The following is a 23778-nucleotide window of genomic DNA, read 5'->3' as shown; positions in this document are numbered from 1 at the left end:
TTAGTCGGCTTCCTGAAAATTGGCGCAATGATGGCACCGCCATTACTTCTGATTTTTCGGAACCGGGGCTAGAGTGAGGCCTCAGAGTTTGTCCGGGTTTTCTGTCAGAATTGACCGGAATGGCTCCCAAGGAAGAGACGTAGCATGGAATGCGCTCCACATCACGGCGATGGCAGTTCGGTTCTTCTGGTGGTTGATGACTACCCGGAGAATCTGCTCAGCATGCGTGCGCTCCTGCAGCGTGAAGACTGGCAGGTCATCACGGCGGCGTCTGGCCTGGAAGCCCTGGAATTGTTGCTGCAGCATGACGTCGACCTGGTGCTGCTGGACGTGAAAATGCCCGGCATGGACGGCTTCGAAGTGGCCCGCCTGATGCGCGGCAGCCAGCGCACACGGATGACCCCGATCATCTTCCTCAGTGCCAACGCCCAATCCCCCGCCGCCGTGCTGGAAGGCTACGCCAGCGGCGCTATCGATTACCTGTTCAAACCCTTCGACCCGCATATTCTCAAGCCCAAGGTCCAGGCATTGCTGGAGCACCAGCGCAACCGCCGAGCCTTGCAGCGCTTGAGTCATGACCTGGAGTCCGCCCGTGCCTTCAACGCCTCGGTGCTGGACAATGCCGCCGAAGGCATTCTGGTGGTGGGCCAAGGCGGCGTGATCGAGTACGCCAACCCGGCGATCTCGCGTTTGCTCAATGCCACCCTGAACGAGCTGCAAGGCGAGGAATTCCTGGGTTTCCTGCAAAAACCCCATGTGCCGACATGGCTGGACTCGTTGATGTATGCCGCTTACCGCCAGGGCGAGACCTGGCGCCTGCATGATGCGATCCTGCGTACCAGCCGTGGTCAGCAGGTGCCGGTGGCGTTGTCGTGCGCGCCGTTGCCTGCGGAGCAGAAGGCGATGGTGGTGACGGTGCTGGACATGTCCGAGGTGCGTCACCTGCACCAGCAACTGGAATTCCAGGCCGTTACGGACCCCTTGACCGGGCTGCTCAACCGGCGCGGTTTCTACCAGGCAGTTGAGAACACCTTGCTGCGCAGTGAACGCACTGAGCAGTCGCTGGTGTTGCTGTACCTGGACCTGGATGGCTTCAAGCGGGTCAACGATTCCCTGGGGCATGACGCTGGCGACCGGGTACTGCGCTGGGTGTCGGAACAATTGCAGGGTTGCCTGCAGGCCGGCGACATCCTCGGACGCATGGGCGGCGACGAATTTACCGCGCTGCTGGAGCTGGAGTATCCCGAGCAGGCGGCGAAGATTGCAGAAAAACTGATCGAACGCGTATCGATCTGCCAGCAGATAGAGGGCCTGGATGTGATGCTCGGTGTCAGCATCGGCATCGCCACGTTCCCGGATTGTGGTTCGGATTTGAATGGCCTGCTACGCGCCGCAGACATTGCCATGTACGAAGCCAAGCGTGCGGGCCGTCAGCAATATCGCTATTACGACCAGGAAATGAACGGCCGCGCCCGCTCTCGGCTGATGCTGGAAGACAGTGTGCGCACGGCGATCCAGAACAAGGATTTCACCCTGGTCTATCAGCCTCAAGTTTCTCTGGAGGACGGGCGCCTGCGCGGCGTCGAAGCGCTGTTGCGCTGGCAGCACCCGAGTGTTGGCGATGTGCCGCCGGGGCTGTTTCTGCCGTTGTTGGAAGAGGCGCGGTTGATCAGCCAGCTCAGCACCTGGATTTACCAACAGGTCGCCGCGCAGCGCCAGGCGTGGCAAACCACCTTTGATGATGAACTGGTGCTGAGCGTGAGCCTGAGCAGCAACCAGTTCAATATGCCCAACCTGGCCAGCCAACTGCAGCAGGTACTGGAGCGACATGGGTTGCAGGGGCGGCAGTTGGAGGTCGAAATCAGCGAAGACTGCCTGATGAGTAACCTCGAAGAGTCGACCAAGCAGCTCAAGTTGTTGCGCCAGATCGGCGTGCGCACCGCGCTGGATGACTTTGGCTTGGGCAATTGCTCCCTGGCGCATCTGCGCGACCTGGCGTTCGATACGCTCAAGCTCGACCCGCAATTGGTCGCGCGCCTGCCGGGTTCCGCGCGGGACGCGGTGATGGCGCGCAGCATTATCGAACTGTGCGGACATTTTGAGGTTGTGGTGGTGGCGGAGGGCGTCGAAACCCAGGAGCAAGCCCAATGGCTCAAGGCCAACGGTTGCCCGTTTATCCAAGGCCCGCTGGCAGCCCAGCCGTTGATGGCCGAGGAAGTGACCGACTGGTGCCGCGCTCGCCTGGGCTGAATTCGTTACACTGGCGGCCATCCGAACCTGTTGCAGACCCCATGACCGCGCTGAAATACCTACAGGCCTATCCCGCCGCCCTCCAGGAACAAGTGCGCCAGCTGATCGCCAAGGACCAGTTGGGTGCTTACCTGGAGCAACGTTACCCCGAACGCCACGCTGTGCAGAGCGACAAGGCCCTGTACGCCTACGCCCTGGCCTTGAAGCAGGAGCACCTGCGCAATGCACCGGCCATCGACAAGGTGCTGTTCGATAACCGCCTGGACCTGACCCACCGCGCACTCGGCCTGCACACCACGATTTCGCGGGTGCAGGGCGGCAACCTTAAATCCAAGAAAGAGATTCGCATTGCCGCGCTGTTCAAGGAGGCCGCGCCGGAGTTTCTGCGCATGATCGTGGTCCACGAGCTGGCGCACTTCAAGGAATCGGACCACAACAAAGCGTTCTACAAACTCTGTGAGTACATGATGCCGGGCTACCATCAGGTGGAATTCGACCTGCGCGTCTACCTCACGTACCGCGACCTGCAGGGCAAACCCTGACCGCACAAGGCGACCGACCATGGATGTGAGCAAGACCAAGAGCAGCTTTTACCGCCGCCTGTACGTGGCCTACTTGATCGACAGCGGCCAGGCCAGCAGCGTTCCAGCATTGACCGACGCCACCGGCATGCCTCGGCGCACGGCGCAGGACACGATAGCGGCGTTGGCCGACTTGGACATTGTGTGTGAGTTCGAGCAGGAAGACGGTGCGCGTAACCATGCGGGGCACTATCGGATTCGCAGCTGGGGGGCGATCGATCGGGTTTGGATCGAGGAGAATCTGGCGGTGATCAAGCAGGTGTTGGGGTATCCCTGAGGTCCTTCGGTGGCTGGGCTGACGCTTTCGCGAGCAAGCCCGCTCCCACATTCGACCGCATTACAAAGGTAGTACCCGGTCAAATGTGCGGGCTTGCTCGCGAAGAGGCCCTCAAGCGCGCCGCATACCAATATGTGGAATGTCATCTTCCAAATATTCCTCACCCGCCACCACAAACCCGTAACGCCCGTAGTAACCCTGCAAATGCGCCTGGGCTGACAGGAAGATCGGCGTCTGTGGCCAGATATCGTCAATCCGCTTGAGGGTTTCTTCCATCATCCGATGCCCCAGCCCGGTGCCACGCGCTACCGGCGCCACAATCACGCGGCCGATTACCACGTCACCACCTTGGGTTTCTGGGTCCAGCAGGCGCAGGTAGGCAACCAACTGGTCATCCTGCCAGGCCATCAGATGGTGGGTGTCGCCCGACAGATCCTGTCCGTCGAGGTCCTGATAAACGCATTTCTGCTCGACAACAAAAACCTCGTTGCGCAGGCGCAGGATGGCGTAGAGCTGCTCCTTGCCCAGGTCATCGTGGTGCTTGCAAACCCATTCAACGGTCATGGCGTGTTCTCTTGTAGATGTCTGCTGCGGATAGTAAGCGCGGCAGCCGTTTGTGTCTAAATCGACTATTTTTGTGAGTGAAATCAAATTGCCATCATTGAGTGCGTTCGGCGCCGGTTTCTTTGTGTAATCTGAGCTACTGTTAGAACCTCAGGCCTCGCCTGAGCTAAGGCTACCGCCTGCCTGCCAAGGACTTTGAGCATGCCGCGATTCTCTCGTGCCGTTGCTTTGATTGGAGTGTTGTTGCTGGCCCAGCCGGCCTTCGCACAGCGTCTGCGTCTGGTAGCGGATGCCTGGCCGCCGTTTACTGACGCCACTTTGATCAATGGCGGGCTGGCCACCGATATTGTCAGCACCGCCCTGGCCCGCGCGGGTTATGTCAGTGATTTCGAACAGGTGCCCTGGGCCCGGGCATTAATGGGGGTGGGCGACGGGCGTTATGACGTGTTGGTGAACGCCTGGTACGACGATGCGCGCACGCAGCTGGGGCAGTTTTCCGGCGAATACCTGCTCAACCGCGTGCGTTTCATCAAGCGGCGTGACGATCCCATTGCATTCCAGAACCTTGAGCAACTGCACGACTACCCCATCGCCGTGGTGCGCGGGTATGCCTATTCGGCGGCGTTCGATGGCGATGCGCAGTTGCAGAAAGTGCCGGTGCATAACTTCGCCATGGCCGTGCGCATGCTTGCGGCGCAGCGGGTGCGGCTGACCGTGGAGGATGAATATGTGGCGCGTTATTACCTCTCCCGCGAGTCGGCGCGAGTGCGCAATGCGGTGGAGTTTTTACCCAAGCCTTTGAGTGAAAACAGCCTGCATATCTTGGTGAGCTTGAAGAACCCCGAGCATGAACAGATCGTCGCCAGCTTTGACCGGGAGATTGCCAAGATGAAGGCGGATGGGAGTTATGCGCGGTTGATGAAGCAGCACGGCATGTAGTGGGTGCCTCTTGTGGCAAGCCCGCTCACCACAGGTCAAGCCGCGCTGGTGTCTTTGATCAGGTGCGCGGCTAGTGTGCGCAACGGCCCCAACTGCCGGCAAATCAAAGCCAGTTGCGTCTGCACCAACCTTTGCCCCTCGTCGATCTCATCCGGCATCTGTTCCAGGTCGGCTGCCAACGCCTCCTCGGCATCGCTCTGAATCGCAATCGGCTGCTTGTTGGCCAACCCCGTGGCGATTTCATCAATACTCGCTGCCAACGTATTCCCCGCGCCATCGATCAGATGCTCACGCACCTCGGCCGGCAATTGGGTTTCGCGGTGTGCGCCGAGGCCTGACAAGTAGCTGAGCAACGTGTGCGACAGCACCAGGAAGCGGAAGCCCACATCCGCCTCCTTACGGAAGTGCCCCGGTTCCATCAGCATATTCGCCAGGGTGGTCGACAGCGCCGCATCGGCGTTGTGTGCATTGCGCCGGGCCAGACGGTAGGCCAGGTCGTCGCTTTTGCCGGCGGCGTACTGCTGCATGATCTGGCGCAGGTAGATGCTGTTGCAGGTCAGGGTGTTGGCCAACACCTTGTTCAAGCGGCGGCCTTGCCAGTCCGGCAGGAACAGGAACACCGCCAGGCCCGCAATCAAGCTGCCGAGCAAGGTATCGAACAGACGCGGCAGGAACAGGCCGTAGCCGTCACCCACCTGGTTGAAGCAGAACAGCACCATCAACGTGATGGCGGCGGTGGCCAGGGTGTAGCGGGTGGTGCGGTTGATAAAGAACACCAGGCCGGCGGCGATGGCGAACATCGACTGCACCAGCGGGCTCGGGAACAGGTCGAACAAGGCCCAGGCCACGGTAAGGCCGATAGCGGTGCCGATGATCCGCTGGCCGAGCTTGCGCCGGGTGGCGCCGTAGTTGGGCTGGCACACGAACAACGTGGTGAGGATGATCCAGTAGCCCTGGGACGCGTGGATCGCATGCAACATGCCGTAGCCGACCGTCAGCGCCAGGGACAGGCGCAGCGCGTGACGGAACAACAGTGATGTGGGCGTCATCTGCGTGCGCAGGCGCGTCCACATTTCCTTGAGGTTGCGCGGGGCGCGGTCCAGCAGGTTGCTGTCGGTGGCGTCCGCCAGGCTGTCGGGGTTGCTGGCGTCGCCCAGCAGGCGGTCCAGCGTCGACAGGTTGGCCGCCAGCGCGCGCAACGAGCGCAGCAGGCCGCGCCAGGCTGGGTTGCTCTGGATGCGCAGGTGTTCCAGGGAGGCGTTCAGGTCGCCCAGGGCCTCGGCAAAACTGTCGTCATAGATGAACGGCTGGCGCAGCTGGATCGACTCGGCCAGGGTCTGGCAGGCCTTGCCCTGCTGGCGCAGCAGGCGTTGGCAGCGGAACAGCACGTCACTGTGGAAGAAGGCTTCGGCCAATGCGTTGTAGGGATAGTGGGATGAGCTGGCGCGCTCATGGATGTCTTGGGCGAGGAAGTACAGCTTGAGGTAGCGGCTGACTTTCGAGCCGGGGCGGCCATTGCCCACGCGATGCAGGATGATTTCCTTCGCGGCATTCAGCGCGGCCACCACCCGCCCATTTTGCTGGGCCAGTTCCAGGCGACGCGCTTCCACATCCAGCTGGCGGATCGGTTCGAACAACGATGACTTGAGCTTGAGGTAGCGCCCCAGTTCGCGAAACAACCGCGCCAGGCTCTGTTGCACCGGCTGGTTGGAAAACAACGCCTGCCACAGTACCGACAACGCGCCGTACCAGGCGGCACCGGCCACCAGCAGCAGCGGCTCATGCCAGAAGTCCGAGACCGCGCCACCGCGCTGGTCCACGCCGATCATGGTGTACACCGACAGGATCAGCGTCGCCGATGCGATCGCGCCATAGCGCTCGCCCAAGGCGCCGAGCATGGTCAGGCAGAAGGTGGCCAGGGCCAGGGAGATCGCGAAGATCCACGGATAAGGGAACAGCAGCTCCACCGACAGCGCGGCGATACTGAAACACACCAGCGTCACCGCCAGGGCGTTTAGACGGCCTTGCCAACTGTCATCGGTCTCGGCCAGGGCGCTGGCGATAATCCCCAGGAACAACGGGATCAGCAGCGTCATTTCATCCTGATACCAGCACAGCGCCATGCTGCCGGTGAGGGCGATGAACACCCGGATGCTGTAACTGAATTTATCCAGCGCCCACAGGCGCCGCATGGACTGCTTGAACGAGGTCGATGACATGAAGTCTGGAGTCTTCCGGGACGATGCCGCTAAATTGAGCTATCAAGGACGCCACGGCAAGCGTGGCGATCACATCCAACAGCAAAATTTAATCCACTGCGCCGATCAGGCGTACTGCGCCGCCGCGTAACCCGAAGCCCAGGCCCACTGGAAGTTGAAGCCGCCCAGGTGGCCGGTCACATCCAGCACTTCACCGATAAAGTACAGTCCGGGGCTTTTCAGGGATTCCATGGTCTTGGACGACACTTCCCGTGTGTCCACACCACCCAGTGTGACTTCCGCCGTGCGATAACCCTCAGTACCCGCGGGCACCAATTGCCAGCTGCCGAGTTTTTGCGCGATGTCCGCAATTTCGGCGTGGGTGTACTGCTTCATCGGCTTGGACGCAAACCAGGTGTCCGCCAGCAGGTTGGCCATCTTCTTGGTGAAGATCTCGCCCAGCAGGGTTTTCAGCTCGCTGTTGGGGCGTTCGGCCTGTTGCGCTTGCAGCCACTCGTGGGCGTCGTGGTCGGGCAGCAGGTTGATTTCCACCGTGTCGCCGGATTCCCAGTACGAAGAAATCTGCAGGATCGCCGGCCCACTCAGGCCGCGATGAGTGAACAGGATGTTCTCGCGAAAGCTCTGGCCGTTGCAGCTCACCAGGCAATCCACCGAGGTGCCAGACAGCTCGCCACACAAGTCTTTGAGCTGATCGGTGATGGTGAACGGTACCAGCCCGGCGCGAGTCGGCAGCAGTTCGTGGCCAAATTGCTTGGCCACCTGATAACCAAAGCCGGTGGCGCCCAACGTTGGAATCGACAGGCCACCGGTGGCGATCACCAGGGATTCGCAGCGCAGCTCGCCCAAGGTGGTCTGCAACTGGTAGCCGCTGTCGAGCTTGGCGATTTCCTGGATCGAGGTGTCCAGGTGCAGGCTCACGCCGACCTGGATGCACTCGTCCAAGAGCATGCCGAGGATGTCGCTGGACTTGTTGTCGCAGAACAGCTGGCCGAGCTTCTTCTCGTGATATGGCACGCCGTGCTTGGCCACCAGCCCGATGAAATCCCACTGGGTATAACGCGCCAGGGCGGATTTGCAGAAGTGCGCATTGTGCGAGAGGAAGTTGGCAGGCTCGGTGTACATATTGGTGAAATTGCAGCGGCCACCGCCGGACATGAGGATCTTCTTGCCGGCCTTGTTCGCATGGTCGATCAACATCACTTTGCGCCCACGCCCGGCGGCGGTCAGTGCGCACATCAAGCCTGCGGCGCCGGCGCCAATGATCACAACTTCGGTCGAGCGCAAAACGGTGTCCTCACAAAACTTGATCTGAAATGCAATTGAATGTGAGAGGGGCTGTTGTGGTGAGCGGGCTTGCCCCGCGCTGGAGTGCGTAGCGCTCCCAATAATTTGGGGCTGCTTCGCAACCCAGCGCGGGGCAAGCCCGCTCACCACAACAAGCCCGCTCCCACATTTTGATCTGTGTATGGCTTGAGTGCTTTACAGGATCCGCACGCGCAACGAACGGCCTTTGATCTTGCCGTCGTTCAAACGCTGCAACGCCTGCTTGGCGATGCCACGTTCCACGGCCACGAAGGCCTGGAAGTCAAAAATCGCGATCTTGCCCACCTGGGCACCCGGAATACCGGCTTCACCGGTCAGTGCGCCAAGGATATCGCCTGGGCGAACTTTGTCCTTGCGGCCGGCAGCGATGCACAGGGTGCTCATCTGTGGCAGCAACGGGCCACCGCTTTGCGGCTTGAGGTTGTCCAGTTGGTCCCAGTTCAGCGGCGACTTCTGCAGTTGCTCGATGGCCTGGGCGCGGTGCGCTTCGGACGGGGCGACCAGGCTGATCGCAATGCCGGTCTCGCCGGCACGGCCGGTACGGCCGACGCGGTGGATGTGGATTTCCGAGTCGCGGGCCAGTTCGACGTTGATCACCATGTCCAGCGAATCAATGTCCAAACCACGGGCAGCCACGTCGGTGGCAACCAGCACTGAGGTGCTGCGGTTGGCGAACATGGCCAGCACCTGGTCGCGGTCGCGCTGTTCCAGGTCGCCGTGCAGGCCGACGGCGGAAATGCCCTTGGCCGTCAGGTGATCCACGGTTTCCTGCACTTGCTGCTTGGTGAAGCAGAACGCTACGCAAGACGCTGGGCGGAAGTGCGCCAATACCTTGGTGACCGCGTCCATGCGCTCTTCCGGCGAGATCTCGTAGAAACGCTGCTCGATCTGGTCATCGGAGTGGAAGGCTTCGGCCTTCACTTGCTGCGGCGCGCGCATGAACTTGGAGGCCAACTGCTTGATGCTCACCGGGTAGGTGGCCGAGAACAGCAGGGTCTGGCGGCGTGGCGGGGTCTTGCTGATGATGTCTTCGATGGCGTCGTAGAAGCCCATGTCGAGCATGCGGTCAGCTTCATCGAGGATCAGCGTGTTCAGTCCGTCGAGGACCAGCGAACCTTTGCGCAGGTGCTGCTGGATACGGCCCGGCGTGCCGACGATGACGTGGGCGCCGTGTTCCAGGGAGGCGATCTGCGGGCCGAGGGACACGCCGCCGCACAGGGTCAGCACCTTGATGTTGTCTTCGGCACGCGCCAGGCGGCGGATTTCCTTGGCGACCTGGTCGGCCAGCTCGCGGGTCGGGCACATCACCAGGGCCTGGCAGCCGAAGTAGCGCGGGTTGATCGGGTTCAACAGGCCGATGCCGAAGGCGGCGGTCTTGCCGCTGCCGGTCTTGGCCTGGGCAATCAGGTCCAGCCCCTTGAGGATCACCGGCAAGCTTTGCGCCTGGATCTGCGTCATCTCGACATAACCCAGCGAGTCGAGGTTAGCCAGCATGGCGGCGGACAGGGGCAAAGTATTAAAAGCGGTGGCGATGGTAGTCACGGGACTGGCTCTGCAAAACAAAATGTCGCGCAGTGTACCAGTCTCGTGGGAATTTCCCCGCAAGTTCTAGACGAGAAGCCTGTTAATGCTCGATATGCTGCTCGGGGCTGACGGCACGCTTGCCGTCTTTTGGCGACAGTTGCAGGAAGATCGCCGCCGCCAGCATCGCCATGATGCCCACCGTGAGGAAGGTCAGCTGGAATGCGCCAAGTACCGTGCTGACGCCGTCGTTGCCGGTTTCGGCGGTAAACCCGCCGAGCAGCGCGCCGGCACACGCGACCCCGAGGCTCAACGACAATTGCGCCACCACCGACAGCAAACTGTTGCCGCTGCTGGCCTGGGCGTCGTCGAGGTCGATCAGGGTGACGGTGTTCATCGCGGTAAATTGCAGCGAGTTGATCGCCCCCAGCACCGCCAGCATTCCCAGCAGCAGCGGGTAGGGCGTGTGTTCCGTGACCAGGCCCATGCTCGCCAGCATGATGCCCAGGGCCAGGGTGTTGCCGGTGAGCACGATGCGGTAGCCCAGGCGTTCGATCAGCGGGCGCGCCACGGACTTGGCAAACATCGCCGCCGCCGCCAGGGGCAACATGCTCATGCCGGCTTCTGACGGTGAGTACCCCAGCGCCACCTGTAACAGCAACGGCACCAGGAACGGCAGGGCGCCGCTGCCCAGCCGCGCGAACAGGTTGCCGAGGATGCCCACGGCAAAGGTGCGGGTCTTGAACAGCACCGGTGAGAACAGCGGATTATCGATATGCCCGGCCCGCAGCCAATACGCCGCCAGGCACGCGAGGCCGCCGAACAGCAGCAACATCACCCGCAAGTGCGGCAAGTGCAGTTCGCCCAGGCCTTCCATGGCGATGGTGATCAACACCATCGCGGCGCCAAACAGCAGGAAGCCGATCCCATCGAAGCGCGTGCGCTCGCTGCCGCGCAGGTCGGGGATGAATTTCCACACGGCGTAGCAGCCAATCATGCCCACCGGCAGATTGATCAGGAAGATCCAGTGCCAGGTCAGGTATTGCACCATCCAGCCGCCCATGGTCGGGCCGAGCAATGGGCCGAGCAAACCGGGAATGGTGATGAAACCCATGATGCGCACCAGTTCGGAGCGCGGGTAGGCGCGCAGCACCACCAGTCGCCCGACGGGCAGCATCAATGCACCGCCCAGGCCTTGGATCACCCGTGCGCCCACCAGCATGGTCAAGCTGCTGGACAGGGCGCACAGCAGCGAGCCAATGCTGAACAGCATGATTGCGCCAAAGAAGATTTTCTTGGTGCCGAAGCGGTCGGCGATCCAGCCCGACGCCGGGATCAGCAAGGCGACGGTGAGCATGTAGGCGATCACCACCCCTTGCATGCGCAGCGGGTTTTCCGCGAGGTCCCGGGCCATGGCAGGCAATGCGGTGTTGAGGATCGTCCCGTCGAGCGACTGCATGAAGAAGGCAATCGCGACCACCCAGGGGAGCCAGCGGGCGGTCTTGGCATCGAGCGGGACGCGGTTCGGCATGGAAACCCTTTTGGTTAGCAGGCTATGTGTTGGCGATTATGCGCCATTCGTCGCGCCTTTTCCCACCAGGAAATCCAGCAGTTCACGGTGCACCGCCACCGCGGCTTCGTTGGATTCAAGGTCGAGCAAGTGGCCAGTATGTTCGGCGACGGCAAAGCTGCTACGCCCCACGTATTGCTTGAACAGCTGGGCCTCGGCGGCGGGGGTGTATTCGTCCAAGGCGCCGTTGAGGAAGTGCACCGGTGTTTCAATCTGCTTGAGTGCCGGCAGGTAGTTGCCGTCACCCAAGGCCAGCACTTGGTGGATATGAAACCGCGCCTGGCGGTATTCGGTGGTGGCCATGGTCGACAGGTGACGGTGGTTGTTGCGCTTGAGCCGGGGCGACAAATATTGGCCCACGGTTTCATTGAGCAAGTGGCCGACGGCGGACTTGTCATCGGCCTCGATCAATACACGTACACGTTCCACATAGTCGAGCATGGCCTGGTTGAGGTTGGGCGCCAGGGCCATCACCACCGAGCTTTCGATGGAGGGTGGGTTGTGCGCCAGGGTCAGCAACGTGGAGATGCCGCCCCAGGAGGCCGACACCAGATGGTTGACCTGGAAGCGCTCGACCAGGGCGCGCAGCATCTGCACTTCGTCGTCCTTGGTCACCAGGTCCAGCTCAGTGTTGTGTTCGCGGGAGTAGCCGGAGAACGGCAGATCGAACAACAACACATTGAAATGCTCGGCCAGGCATTTGCTGGTGCGGGCGAAGGAGCGCGTGGTGGACAGCGCGCCATTGACCATCAAGACGGTCTTCTTTCCAGAATCGTTTCCTAGCTGCTCAACATGAACGTTGTAGTGCTTGAACAGCTTCTCAATGACAAAACTTCCATGGTTCATGTCAACGCTCCAGCTTGCCCTTCCCGGGCAAGGTCGTGCTCTCGTGGGTGGGGGTGGCGGGATGCCATTAACCCTTATAACGAGGATTCTGGAGGAAAGGAAGGTGTCCTACGGTGGAGGAGAAACGCCTGTAGGAATGCCTCTGCCTACAGGCGTAAGACGCTTACAGAGTAAGCGTCAGGCGTTTTACCAACGCTCCTGGCAGCAGATTGGAGGCGGTATTGCGCTGACTGTAAGTGCTGGCAGAAAGCAGCAACTCCCGATCAGCGGTCAGGGCTTCGAGCTGCGAACCGAGCAGGCTGTAGACACTGTCATCAAAGCGCATGGTGCTGACCGGTGCCTTGATCTCGCCGTCTTCCACCCAGAAGGTGGCGAAGCGCGTCATGCCCGTCAGGCGCGCCGCCGGCAGGTCCGAATAGTTCAGGTACCACAGGTTGCTGATATACAACCCGGTGCCCAGCTGCTTGAGGATATCAGCCTGGGCCAGGCTGCCGGCGGCCATCTGCAAGGCGCTGGGCGATTCATCGCTGCTTGCGCCATTGGTGCTTAAGCCATATTCGGCGGCGCTGCGCGAGTTGATCAATTGGCCCTCGGCGCTTCCCGCCTTGATCAGCGTGACGTCGCCGCGCGGGTAACCTTCGGTGGAAAACGCCTGGCTCAGGGAACCGCTGATTTGTTCGGTCAATGTCACCAGCGGGCTCAGGGACTGTTCGCCGGCGTACAGCTTTTGCAGCGAACTGCCCTTGCTGGCGATGGCCTGGGCTGAAAAACCACCCCAAGTGATGATGCTGATGATCTCTTCAATCGCCGCCGGGGCGAGGTAAGCGCGGTATTGCCCAGGCGCCAGTGTGTGCAGTGGCCGGCCGAGGAACTCCAGCTGTTCGCGGGCCTGCTGGAAGCGCGCGGCAAACTCGGCGCTGTCCCAGGTGTGCCCGGCGTAGCTGGCTTTCACCGCTTCGCCATTGGCGTGAAACAGGCTGAAATCGAAGTTGAAGCTATTGGCCTGGTGCCAGCCGAAGGCGCCCGACGAACTGGCAAAGCCCCGGCTGATGGGGCCGGCCGCATAGAAACCGACCAGGTCGACGCCGTGGGCGGCCTGGCTGATGTCTTCGAGTACCTGGGCCAGTTCCGGCAGCGGGCGGGTTTGTTCGTTGCTGTTTTGCCAGGCATTGTGGTTCAGCAGCAGGTACGGATCCTGGGGCAGCAGCGGCAGGGTTTCACGCAACTGTTGCAGGCCGTCGGCCAAACGCTGGCGGTCCAGCTCGGGCTCGCCTGCCAGGGTGATGCCCAGGTCAGCGTGGCGGCCGTCGTTGATCAGTTTCAGGTTGAGGCTGGCTTGTTGGACCTGGCCGGCCTGGCGCACCTTGGCGTGATTGAAACGCACGAATTCGGACGCTTCGTCCGCATAGCCCAGGTGGAATTGTTCGTTGTCGGTGATGGCGTGCTTGAGCCAGTCCACCAATGCCTTGAAGTTGTTCATCAGGCGTCTCCCCCAAATACGTCGACATCACTGAATACGCAGGCCGGCGACGCATGGCCGACGCGGATCACCTGGTTGGGTTCGCCTTTGCCGCAGTTCGGCGTGCCCAACACCTTGAAGGTGCTGGCGTCGCCGACTGCGCTGAGGTTGCGCCAGAAGTTGGCAGAAATGGCGCGGTAGTTGGGGTTCTTAACGACGCCTTTAAGCTCGCCGTTCTCGATCAATTGGCCCCATTCGCAGCCGAACTGGAATTTGTTGCGCGCATCGTCGATGGACCATGAACGGTTGGTCGACATCAGCACACCGTTTTCGATACCGCCGATCAGTTGCGCCAGGCTCTTGTCGCCCGCCTCAATGTTCAGGTTGGCCATGCGGTCGATGGGCGCACGGTTCCAACTGCTGGCCCGGCTGTTGGCTACGCCGCTCATACCCGAACGGAACTGCGACAGTGCACCGCCCAGCGGCTTGAGCAGCAGCCCTTCGCGGATCAGGAACTGCTTGCTGGCGGGCGTGCCGTCGTCGTCATGACTGTAGCTGGCGAGTTGCTCTGGGATGTCCGGGTCGAACGTCACGTTGAGCAACTGGGAGCCATAGTGCAGATGGCCGAAGTCGCTGGCCTTCACAAAACTGGTGCCGGCGTAATTGCGCTCGTCACCCAGGATGCGGTCCAGCTCCAGCGGGTGGCCGATGGATTCGTGGATCTGCAGGATCATCTGGTCAGGCATCAGCAACAGGTCGCGCGGGCCGTTGGGCGTGTTGGGCGCGAGCAGCAGTTGCAGGGCTTCGTCGGCAATGCGTGGCGCGGCGCCGACCAGGCCGAAGCGGCTGATCACATCAAAGCCGCCTTGCTGGCCGAAGTTGCTGCCGCCCAGGGTGCGGCTCTGGCTATCGTTGCCGTCGTAGGCGGTCACGTTGACGCCGGGGAACACGAAGCGCTGGGCCTGGCGCAGTTCGGCGCCGGCGTTGTTGAGGTAGATCTGCTCGACGTGGGTCAGGCCGAGGCTGACTTCCCAGCTCACCAGGCGCTCATCCTTCGGCACGGCGGCAGACTCATCGCCCAGCAGTTGGTAGCAGTCGCTCAAGGACGGGAAGGGCTGGTTGAGCTCAGGGGACAAATAGTCCGCCACATCACTGGAGACATGCTGGTCGCGCAGGTCGAGCAGGGCGTGGGGCTTGATCAACCGGGCTTGCTGTTCGGCCCGCTCAAGGGCGGCTTGCAGGCCGGGCAGGGAAATATCGTTGGTTGCCGCGTAGGCCTCCACACCGTTGAGACGCACGGTGAGCATGGCGCCTTCGTCGTGGTTCAGGTGCGGTGGTTCGGCGACGTTCTTGCGTACAGACAGATATTGGCCGGATTCGCGTACGTAGCGCAGCGAGAAGAATTCGGCGGTGGTGCGCAGGGCACTGAAGTGTTTTTTGAGTGTGGCGTGGTGGTCGAACATGGGGCCTTCCTTGTGGGCGGCTCGTCGCGGGCAGGCAAACAGAGTAGCTGATCAAGGAGGGGTTTTGCAGTGACTGTTCGGGCCTCTTCGCGAGCAAGCCCGCTCTCACATATTACCGAGTTCCAACATAGGAATGCGGTCAAAATGTGGGAGCGGGCTTGCTCGCGAAGGGCGCGACGCGGTGTATCAGTTACTGCGCAGTCGGACCCACTTCACGCATCGGCTTGCCACGCACCGGCGCATCGCCCGCGACGTAGTAGTCGGCGGTGCTGCGCGGCAGCGGCTGGCGGCCACGGATCTTGTCGGCGATTTTCTCGGCGATCATGATCGTCGGCGCGTTCAGGTTGCCGGTGGTGATGATCGGCATGATCGACGCATCCACAACGCGCAGACCCTGCATGCCATGCACGCGTCCTTCGCCGTCCACTACGGCCATCTCGTCGGTGCCCATCTTGCACGAGCAGGACGGGTGGAACGCAGTCTCGGCGTGCTCACGGATGAACGTGTCTAGCTGCTCATCGGTTTGCACGTCAATGCCGGGGCTGATCTCGCGGCCACGGTACTGGTCGAGTGCCGGCTGCTGCATGATTTCACGGGTCAGGCGGATGCCATCGCGAAATTCCTGCCAGTCCTGTTCGGTGGCCATGTAGTTGAAGAGGATGCTCGGGTAGTCCCGTGGGTTCTTCGACTTCAGCTGGATGCGACCACGGCTCGGCGAACGCATGGAACCCATGTGCGCCTGGAAACCGTGCTCTTTCACACCGTTGCTGCCGTTGTAGTTAATCGCCACCGGCAGGAAGTGGTACTGGATGTTCGGCCACTCGAATTCTTCACGGGTACGGATGAAACCGCCCGCTTCGAACTGGTTGCTGGCGCCGATACCGGTGCCGTTGAACAGCCATTCGGCACCAATGGCCGGCTGGTTGTACCAGAGCAGCGACGGGTACAGCGAGACCGGCTGGGTGCACGCATATTGCAGGTACAGCTCAAGGTGATCCTGCAGGTTTTCGCCGACGCCGGGCAGGTCGTGGACCACCGGGATGTCGAGGCTTTCCAGCAGTTTGGCCGGGCCCACGCCGGAGCGTTGCAGCAGTTGCGGCGACGCGATTGCACCGCTGCACACCAGCACTTCTTTACGGGCGCGGGCTTCAACGCGCTCTTCGGCGGCGCCGATCAGGTAACGCACGCCCACGGCACGCTTGCCTTCGAACAACACTTTGTCGGTCAGGGCGTGGGTGACGATGGTCAGGGTCGAACGCTTCTTGGCAGTGTCCAGGTAACCTCGCGCGGTGCTGGCGCGACGGCCTTTAGGCGTGACGGTACGGTCCATCGGGCCGAAGCCTTCCTGCTGGTAGCCGTTCAAGTCAACCGTGCGCGGGTAACCGGCCTGTACGCCAGCTTCAACCATGGCGTGGAACAGCGGGTTGTTGCCGGCTTTTGGCGTGGTCACGCTGACCGGGCCATCGCCACCGTGCCAGTCGTTCGGGCCGATGTCGCGGGTTTCGGCCTTGCGGAAATACGGCAGGCAGTCCAGGTAGGTCCAGTTTTCCAGGCCTGGCAATTTCGCCCAGTTGTCGTAGTCCATGGCGTTGCCACGGATGTAGCACATGCCGTTGATCAGCGAAGAACCACCCAGGCCCTTGCCGCGACCGCACTCCATGCGACGGCCGCCCATGTGTGGCTCTGGATCGGTCTCGTAGGCCCAGTTGTAGCGGCGGCCTTGCAGTGGGAAGGCCAGGGCGGCTGGCATTTGCGTGCGGAAGTCGAAACGGTAGTCCGGGCCACCGGCTTCCAACAGCAGGACGGTGACGCCTTCGTCTTCGGTCAGACGGGTCGCCAGGGTGTTACCGGCGGAGCCGGCACCCACAATGATGTAATCGTATTCTTGGGACATTGGATGCACCCTCTTTTGAGATAGTCAGGTCGGGCCTCATCGCGGGCAAGCCCGGCTCTCACAGGGGAACGCATTCCAACTGTGGGAGCTGGCTTGCCTGCGATAGGGCACTCACAGGCAATACAAGGCTCGGGTCTTAGAACACCGAGGCGTAGTCGCCCAGCTCAACCTGTACCGATTTGATGCGGGTGAAGTTGTTCAGCGAGCTGATGCCGTTCTCACGGCCCACACCGGATTGCTTGTAGCCACCGACCGGCATCTTCGCGTCGGACTCGCCCCAGGCGTTGATCCAGCAGATACCCGCTTCCAGCTGATGAATCACGCGGTGGGCGCGGTTCAGGTCCTTGGTCACCAGGCCTGCGGCCAGGCCGAAGTCGGTGTCGTTGGCGCGGCGGATCACTTCTTCTTCGGTCTCGTAGGTGAGGATGCTCATCACTGGGCCGAAGATTTCTTCACGCACGATGACCATGTCGTCGGTGCAGTCGGTGAACACGGTCGGGGCCACGAAGGCGCCTTTGGCGAAGTCACCGTCGGTCAGACGGTCGCCGCCGCACAGCAGACGGGCGCCTTGCTCTTTGCCCTTGGCGATGTAGCCCAGCACGCTTTCCATGTGGGCAAAGCTGACCAGCGGACCGAAGTTGGTGTTTTCGTCTTCCGGGTTACCGACGCGAATGCGCGCGACACGCTCAACGATCTTGGCTTCGAACGCGGCTTGCAGGTGCTTGGGCACGAACACGCGAGTGCCGTTGGTGCAGACCTGGCCGGAGCTGTAGAAGTTGGCCATCATCGCGGTGTCGGCGGCGCGGTCGAGGTCGGCGTCGTCGAAGATGATCAGTGGGGACTTGCCGCCCAGTTCCATGGTCACGTCTTTGAGCGAAGAGCTGGAAGCGCTGGCCATGACTTTCTTGCCGGTGTCGGTGCCGCCGGTGAACGAGACTTTCTCGATGCGCGGGTGCTCGGTCAGCCAGGTGCCGACTTCACGGCCGCTGCCAGTCAGTACGTTGAACACGCCCGCCGGAACGCCAGCTTCGGTGTAGATCTCGGCCAGTTTCAGGGTGGTCAGCGAGGTGACTTCGCTTGGCTTGAAGATCATCGCGTTACCGGCGGCCAGGGCCGGTGCGGATTTCCACAGGGCGATCTGGATCGGGTAGTTCCACGCGCCGATACCGGCGACCACGCCCAGCGGCTCGCGGCGGGTGTAGACGAACGAAGTGTCGCGCAGTGGGATCTGCTCGCCTTCGATGGCCGGCACCAGGCCTGCGTAGTATTCCAGCACGTCAGCGCCGGTAACGATGTCGACATACTTGGTTTCGGAGAAGGATTTACCGGTGTCCAGGGTTTCCAGGGCGGCCAGTTCGTCGTTGCGCTCGCGCAGGATGTCGACGGCACGACGCAGGATGCGCGAACGCTCCATGGCGGTCATGGCGGCCCAGATCTTCTGGCCTTTTTCGGCGCTGACCACGGCACGTTCAACGTCTTCTTTAGTCGCGCGTTGCACTTGGGCGAGAACTTCACCGTTAGCCGGGTTGATGGCTTCGAAGGTGGCATCGCTGCCAGCGTCGCTGTAGCCGCCGTCAATGTAGAGTTTTTGCAGGTCGAAACGGGCCATAAAGTCCTCGCAAGTGCATAAGTGGTTGGCGTTAACCGCCGAACAGTGGGCCATAAGGGTGTGGCAACACTGAGCGACAGCAGTTCAGGGGTTGAGCGGTTATGTGTGCTCTAACTCACCTGCTTGGCCAATTGGAAATCCATGTATTCGTAAGCGATCCGTTGCGCCTGCTCCGTGTCGAAAGCGTCTCCCGACAGGGCGCCGCGCAACCACAAACCGTCGATCAGGGCCGCCAGGCCTCGGGCTGCTTTGCGCGCGCGCGGCAGCGGCAGCACTCGGCGGAACTGGCAGCACAGGTTGGAATACAGACGTTGATCGTTGATCCGCTGCAACCTGTGCAATGACGGGTGATGCATGCTGGTGGCCCAGAAGGCCAGCCAGGTTTTCATTGCCGGGCCGTTGACCTGGCTGGCGTCGAAGTTGCCTTCGATGATCACCTGCAGGTGCGCCCGTGGGCTGTCATCCTTCAGGGCACGCCTGCGTTCGTGGACGTTCTCGATCAGCGCATTCATCAAGTACCGCATCGTCGCGGCGATCAGGCCGTTCTTGTCCTGAAAGTAGTGACTGATGATGCCGTTCGAAACGCCGGCCAAACGGGCGATCAGCGCAATGCTGGCATCTCCCATTCCGACCTGATCGATGGCCGTCAACGTGGCTTCGATCAACTGCTGGCGGCGTATGGGTTGCATACCGACCTTGGGCATGTAGCACCTCTCCTTAGGCCTGCCGATGGGCGATCAACGTCCGTCGGCTTGAGGGCCAGTCTATTTTGTTTTGATTGAACGTTCAATCAACAAAGAATAAGATCTGCGACAAATGGTCGCGTCCTACAGGTATTTCCTACTTGTGGGCGCGACATCTGGCACCTGGTTAAACCCCTGAAACGTCCCTGGGCACTGCGCTCATGGGGTGCAGGGATTTAAGGGGTGTCTTTATAACACCCGTCCGTCGACTGCCGAAAAATCGATGTCCCGGGATAACCGTTGCCTTGTGTTTCTCTCTCGCACTGCCCGGAGCATCTGCGCCATGAGTTCTGCCTCTCTTATAAAGACCCCGCCAGAAAAGGTGCGGGTCAACGGTTGGGTGTTCTACACCTCCACCGCGTTGATTCTGTTGTTGACTGCCATCCTGATCATCGCCCCGCAGGAGGCCGGGCGCATGCTCGGTGTCGCCCAGGCGTGGCTGTCGAAAAGCTTCGGCTGGTACTACATGGTGGTCATCGCCGCCTACCTGGTGTTTGTGGTGGGCCTGGCGTTTTCCTCCTACGGAAAATTGAAACTGGGCAGCAAGGACGACACCCCGGACTTCAGCTACGGCGCCTGGGCCGGCATGTTGTTCTCGTCGGGCATCGGCATTTCGCTGTTGTACTTTGGTGCTTCCGAGCCTTTGGACCACTACTTCAACCCGCCCGAAGGCGCTGCAGCCAGCAATGGTGCCGCACGCCAGGCGCTGCAATTGACCTTCCTGCACTGGGGCCTGCACGGCTGGGCGATCTACGCCCTGGTCGGCCTGGCCGTGGCGTACTTCGCGTACCGTCATAACCAGCCGCTGGCCCTGCGTTCGGCGCTGTACCCGCTGGTGGGCGAGCGTTGGGTGAAAGGCGCGGCCGGCCACGCGGTGGACGGTTTCGGCATGTTCGTGACCCTGTTGGGCCTGGTGACGAACCTGGGGATTGGTTCGATGCAGGTGTCGTCCGGGTTGGAAAACCTGTTCGGCATGGAGCACAGCAACACCAACCTGCTGATCGTGATCATCGTGATGAGCACCGTGGCGACCATCGCCGCCGTGTCGGGCGTGGAGAACGGCATTCGCCGCCTGTCCAACCTCAACATCGTGTTGTTCAGCGGCCTGCTGATCTTCGTGCTGTTGTTTGGCCCGACCTTGCACTTGCTCAACGGCTTGGTGCAGAACACCGGTGACTACCTCAACGGCATCATCCTGAAAACCTTCGACCTCTATGTGTACGAAGGCGAGGCCGACAAGACCGAGCGCTGGATGGGCCTGTGGACCCTTTTCTACTGGGCCTGGTGGATTTCCTGGGCGCCATTCGTGGGCATGTTCATCGCGCGTATTTCCCGTGGTCGCACGGTGCGTGAACTGGTGGCTGGCGTGCTGCTGATCCCGCTGGGCTTTACCCTGGCGTGGCTGTCGATCTTCGGGAACTCGGCCTTGGACCTGGTGCTGAACCACGGCGCGGTGGAGTTGGGCAAGACCGCACTGGAACAGCCGTCCATGGCGATCTACCAGTTGCTTGAGCATTACCCGGCGTCGAAAGTCGTCATCGGTGTATCGATCTTCGTGGGCTTCGTGCTGTTCCTGACCCCGGCGGATTCCGGCGCGGTGATGATGGCCAACCTGTCGTGCAAAGGCGGCAACGTGGATGAAGATGCGCCGCACTGGCTGCGGATCTTCTGGTCGGCGGTGATCACCCTGGTGACCATCGGCCTGCTGTTCGCCGGCAACTTCGAAGCCATGCAGACCATGGTGGTGCTGGCGGGGCTGCCGTTCTCGGTGGTGTTGATCTTCTTTATGTTCGGCTTGCACAAGGCGATGCGCCAGGACGTGGCTATCGAACAGGAGCAGGCGCAACTGGCCGAGCGTGGCCGCCGTGGTTTCAGCGAGCGTTTGACCGCGCTGGACCTGCAACCGAGCCAAGGCACCGTGCAACGCTTCATGGACAAGCACGTCACGCCGGCGTTGGAAGAAGCGGCGACGGCCTTGCGTGAACAGGGGCTGGAAGTGCAGACGCTGCTGGGTAAATCCAAGCGCTGCATCGGTGTGCGCATCGAGATGGAAGAGGGCAACCCGTTTGTCTACGAAGTGAGCCTGGATGCTTACTCGTCGGCACCGAGCGACCTGCCCGAGGAAGAGCGCACGCGTTACTACCGCGCTGAGGTCTACCTGCACAACGGACCTCAGGAATACGACCTGATGGGCTTCGCCCAGGAACAGATCACCCGGGACGTGCTCGATCAGTTTGAAAGCCATCGGCAGCTCCTTGGCCGTGTCTATAGCTGATAGTTGAAGCGAGCGGCGCCGTCACTGGTGCCGTTTTTTTATGTTGTACGTAGATCAAAATGTGGGAGCGGGCTTGCTCGCGAATGCGGTGTATCAGTGGCAGATGTGCTGTCTGACACACCGCATTCGCGAGCAAGCCCGCTCCCACATTTGCTTTGCGGTGTGGCTTACCCCAGGTTTTTGCCCAGCAGGGCGTGGTACAACTCGCTGTCTCCGAGAATCCCTACCACCTGGTTGTTGTCATGCAACACCAGCTTGTTCCCGGTGTGATAACGAATCTGCAACGCGTCGCGCATGCCGATATTCGAATCCACCAGCGTCGGCACTCGGCCCAGGCCTTCCACCGCTTGCCCCGGCGCCCAGTTCTGCAGGTTCATCACCGCGCCATTCTGGCGGGCACCCTTGATGGTATTGCCTTCGGCCAGGTCCAGCCACGAGTCGCCGCCCGGGTCCAGGCACACTGAACCGTTGACGCGCTTGCAGTTGTCCAGCGTGCGCATCAGGCTGCGGCCGCACAGTACGTTCAGCGGGTTGGTATGCGCGACGAAGGTACGCACATAGTCGTCCGCCGGGTTCAGCACGATCTCTTCCGGCACGCTGTACTGGATGATCTTGCCGTCTTTCATGATCGCGATGCGGCTGCCCAGTTTGAGCGCCTCGTCGAGGTCGTGGCTCACGAACACGATGGTCTTGCTCAGCTTGCGTTGCAGTTCCAGCAACTCATCCTGCAGGCCTTGGCGGATCAGCGGGTCGAGGGCGGAGAAGGGTTCGTCCATCAGCAGGATGTCGGCGTCCATCGCCAACGCGCGGGCCAGGCCGACGCGCTGCTGCATGCCGCCGGAGAGTTCGTCCGGCTTCTTGTTGCGCCATTGGGTCAGGCCTACCAGCTCAAGTTTTTCATCCACCAGCTTGCGTCGGTCTTTCTCCGGCCGGCCCTGCATTTCCAGGCCAAAGCTGATGTTTTCGCGCACCGTCAGCCAAGGCATCAGGGCGAACTTCTGGAACACCATGGCGATGCGTTTGGTGCGCATCATTTTCAGCTCGGCGGGTGTGCAGGAGGCGATGTCGATCTGGCGACCTTCATGCTCCACGAACAGTTGGCCACGGCTCACGGTGTTGAGGCCGTTGATGCAGCGCAACAAGCTGGATTTGCCGGAGCCCGACAGGCCCATCAGCACGCAGATCTCGCCTTTCTCGACATCCAGGCTGGCTTTTTCAACGCCGACGATCTGCCCGGTCTTTTTCAGGATTTCGTTACGGCTCATGCCTTGGTCCAGCAGCTTGAGCGCCTCGCGTGGGTCTTTGGAAAAGATCACGTCGACATTGTCGAATCGGATAATGCTCATGCATCACCCCCTACTTTAGCGTCGGGTTGTTTGCAGATGCGGTCGAGCATGATGGCCAGCAATACGATCGCCAGACCGGCTTCAAAGCCCAGGGCGATGTCGGCGGTGTTGAGTGCGTTGACCACGGGTTTGCCGAGGCCGTCGGCGCCCACCAGGGCCGCGATCACCACCATCGACAACGACAGCATGATGCATTGGGTAATGCCGGCGGCAATGCTCGGCATGGCGTGGGGCAGTTCAATGCGCGAGAGCAACTGACGGCGCGAGCAGCCAAAGGCCTTGCCGGCGTCCATCAACTCTTGCGGTACATCGCGGATACCCAGGTAGGTCAGGCGGATCGGCGCGGCAATCGCGAACACCACCGTGGAAATCAGTCCAGGCACCACACCCAGCCCGAAGAGGGTCAGGGTAGGGATGAGGTAGACGAAGGTCGGTACGGTCTGCATCAGATCGAGCACCGGCCGCATCATGGTGTAGAACAACGGTTTGTGCGCGGCAACAATGCCCAGCGGCACACCGATGACCACGCAGACCAGGGTGGCGAACAGCACTTGCGCCAGGGTCTCCATGGTTTCCTGCCAGTACCCCAGGTTGAGGATCAGCAGGAAGGAGGCGATGACAAAAACAGTCAGTCCCCATTTACGTTGGATAAAGTGAGCCAGCAGCGCAATCAGACCGATCAATGCCAGCGGATTGAACCAGGTCAGCGCGAACGTCACGCCGTGGATCATCGTTTCCAGTGTCGATGCGATTGCGTCGAAGTAGTTGGCGCCGTGTTGGGTCAACCATTCGACGAAGGCAGCGATGTACTGGCCTAGTGGGATTTTCTGTTCAGTCAGCATGGTAGTGAATGTCCACATGCGAAGAGGGAAAACATCCCGGGGCAGCGCACCGCCCCG

At 61.3% G+C, this 23778-nt stretch carries 18 protein-coding genes; 5 read left to right on the top strand and 13 right to left on the bottom strand.

The features are described from left to right. Positions 1–144 precede the first annotated feature (144 nt). From HX823_RS04785 to HX823_RS04775, 3 genes are read left to right on the top strand one after another with little or no spacing between them, the layout of a single operon-like run. Positions 145–2250, top strand: coding sequence for a bifunctional diguanylate cyclase/phosphodiesterase (locus tag HX823_RS04785; RefSeq protein ID WP_177074253.1), 2106 nt, complete (start codon positions 145–147; stop codon positions 2248–2250). A 41-nt stretch (positions 2251–2291) separates the two neighbouring features. After that, a complete protein-coding gene (locus HX823_RS04780) occupies positions 2292–2792 on the top strand; it encodes a M48 family metallopeptidase (protein WP_010207148.1) in 501 nt (166 codons plus the stop codon). 19 nt (positions 2793–2811) lie between these two features. Further along, positions 2812–3108 (top strand): helix-turn-helix domain-containing protein, encoded by a 297-nt coding sequence (locus HX823_RS04775; protein ID WP_038850228.1) that lies wholly within the window; start codon positions 2812–2814, stop codon positions 3106–3108. A 111-nt stretch (positions 3109–3219) separates the two neighbouring features. Here HX823_RS04775 and HX823_RS04770 read toward each other — a convergent pair whose 3' ends face one another. Next, positions 3220–3672, bottom strand: coding sequence for a GNAT family N-acetyltransferase (locus tag HX823_RS04770; protein ID WP_038850229.1), 453 nt, complete (start codon positions 3670–3672; stop codon positions 3220–3222). 201 nt (positions 3673–3873) lie between these two features. Here HX823_RS04770 and HX823_RS04765 point away from each other — a divergent pair, with 201 nt between their 5' ends. Next, on the top strand, positions 3874–4611 hold the full coding sequence (locus tag HX823_RS04765) for an ABC transporter substrate-binding protein (protein WP_038850230.1): 738 nt from the start codon (positions 3874–3876) through the stop codon (positions 4609–4611). A gap of 35 nt (positions 4612–4646) precedes the next feature. Here the strand turns inward: HX823_RS04765 and yccS are convergent, their stop codons facing one another. The 10 genes from yccS to betI form a co-directional block, all read right to left on the bottom strand. Continuing rightward, positions 4647–6830 (bottom strand): YccS family putative transporter, encoded by a 2184-nt coding sequence (yccS, locus tag HX823_RS04760; RefSeq protein WP_177074252.1) that lies wholly within the window; start codon positions 6828–6830, stop codon positions 4647–4649. Between the two features lie 105 nt (positions 6831–6935). Beyond that, complete coding sequence (locus HX823_RS04755; RefSeq protein ID WP_177074251.1) at positions 6936–8114, bottom strand: NAD(P)/FAD-dependent oxidoreductase; 1179 nt, start codon at positions 8112–8114, stop codon at positions 6936–6938. A gap of 195 nt (positions 8115–8309) precedes the next feature. Next, the gene (gene dbpA, locus HX823_RS04750) at positions 8310–9647 is read right to left on the bottom strand and encodes an ATP-dependent RNA helicase DbpA (RefSeq protein ID WP_232289440.1); all 1338 of its coding nucleotides are present in this window, start codon (positions 9645–9647) and stop codon (positions 8310–8312) included. A gap of 130 nt (positions 9648–9777) precedes the next feature. Further along, the gene (gene mdtD / locus HX823_RS04745) at positions 9778–11205 is read right to left on the bottom strand and encodes a multidrug transporter subunit MdtD (protein WP_061434435.1); all 1428 of its coding nucleotides are present in this window, start codon (positions 11203–11205) and stop codon (positions 9778–9780) included. Positions 11206–11241: 36 nt separating this feature from the next. After that, the gene (locus tag HX823_RS04740; RefSeq protein WP_177074250.1) at positions 11242–12090 is read right to left on the bottom strand and encodes an alpha/beta fold hydrolase; all 849 of its coding nucleotides are present in this window, start codon (positions 12088–12090) and stop codon (positions 11242–11244) included. A 163-nt stretch (positions 12091–12253) separates the two neighbouring features. Further along, positions 12254–13570: a TldD/PmbA family protein gene (locus HX823_RS04735; RefSeq protein WP_177074249.1), complete on the bottom strand. Its 1317-nt coding sequence runs from the start codon at positions 13568–13570 to the stop codon at positions 12254–12256. Then, on the bottom strand, positions 13570–15012 hold the full coding sequence (locus tag HX823_RS04730) for a TldD/PmbA family protein (RefSeq protein WP_177074248.1): 1443 nt from the start codon (positions 15010–15012) through the stop codon (positions 13570–13572). Before HX823_RS04730 ends, HX823_RS04735 begins: the two co-directional genes overlap by 1 nt. Before the next feature lie 190 nt (positions 15013–15202). Then, a complete protein-coding gene (gene betA / locus HX823_RS04725) occupies positions 15203–16906 on the bottom strand; it encodes a choline dehydrogenase (RefSeq protein ID WP_177074247.1) in 1704 nt (567 codons plus the stop codon). 136 nt (positions 16907–17042) lie between these two features. Then, the gene (betB, locus tag HX823_RS04720; RefSeq protein WP_016977776.1) at positions 17043–18515 is read right to left on the bottom strand and encodes a betaine-aldehyde dehydrogenase; all 1473 of its coding nucleotides are present in this window, start codon (positions 18513–18515) and stop codon (positions 17043–17045) included. 110 nt (positions 18516–18625) lie between these two features. Further along, positions 18626–19219 (bottom strand): transcriptional regulator BetI, encoded by a 594-nt coding sequence (betI, locus tag HX823_RS04715; protein WP_016977777.1) that lies wholly within the window; start codon positions 19217–19219, stop codon positions 18626–18628. 379 nt (positions 19220–19598) lie between these two features. On the opposite strand from betI, the gene HX823_RS04710 reads away from it, so the two are divergent. Further along, a complete protein-coding gene (locus HX823_RS04710) occupies positions 19599–21533 on the top strand; it encodes a BCCT family transporter (RefSeq protein WP_371317940.1) in 1935 nt (644 codons plus the stop codon). A gap of 167 nt (positions 21534–21700) precedes the next feature. Here HX823_RS04710 and choV read toward each other — a convergent pair whose 3' ends face one another. Then, a complete protein-coding gene (gene choV, locus HX823_RS04705; protein ID WP_038850237.1) occupies positions 21701–22879 on the bottom strand; it encodes a choline ABC transporter ATP-binding protein in 1179 nt (392 codons plus the stop codon). Next, the gene (gene choW, locus HX823_RS04700; protein WP_016972877.1) at positions 22876–23721 is read right to left on the bottom strand and encodes a choline ABC transporter permease subunit; all 846 of its coding nucleotides are present in this window, start codon (positions 23719–23721) and stop codon (positions 22876–22878) included. Before choW ends, choV begins: the two co-directional genes overlap by 4 nt. Positions 23722–23778 lie beyond the last annotated feature (57 nt).

The organism is Pseudomonas sp. P7759, assembly GCF_013386445.1.
GTDB classification, from domain to species: Bacteria; Pseudomonadota; Gammaproteobacteria; order Pseudomonadales; family Pseudomonadaceae; genus Aquipseudomonas; species Aquipseudomonas azotoformans_A.
Note: the sequence above shows the minus strand (reverse complement) of the source record. Positions and strands in the feature narration are given on the sequence as shown.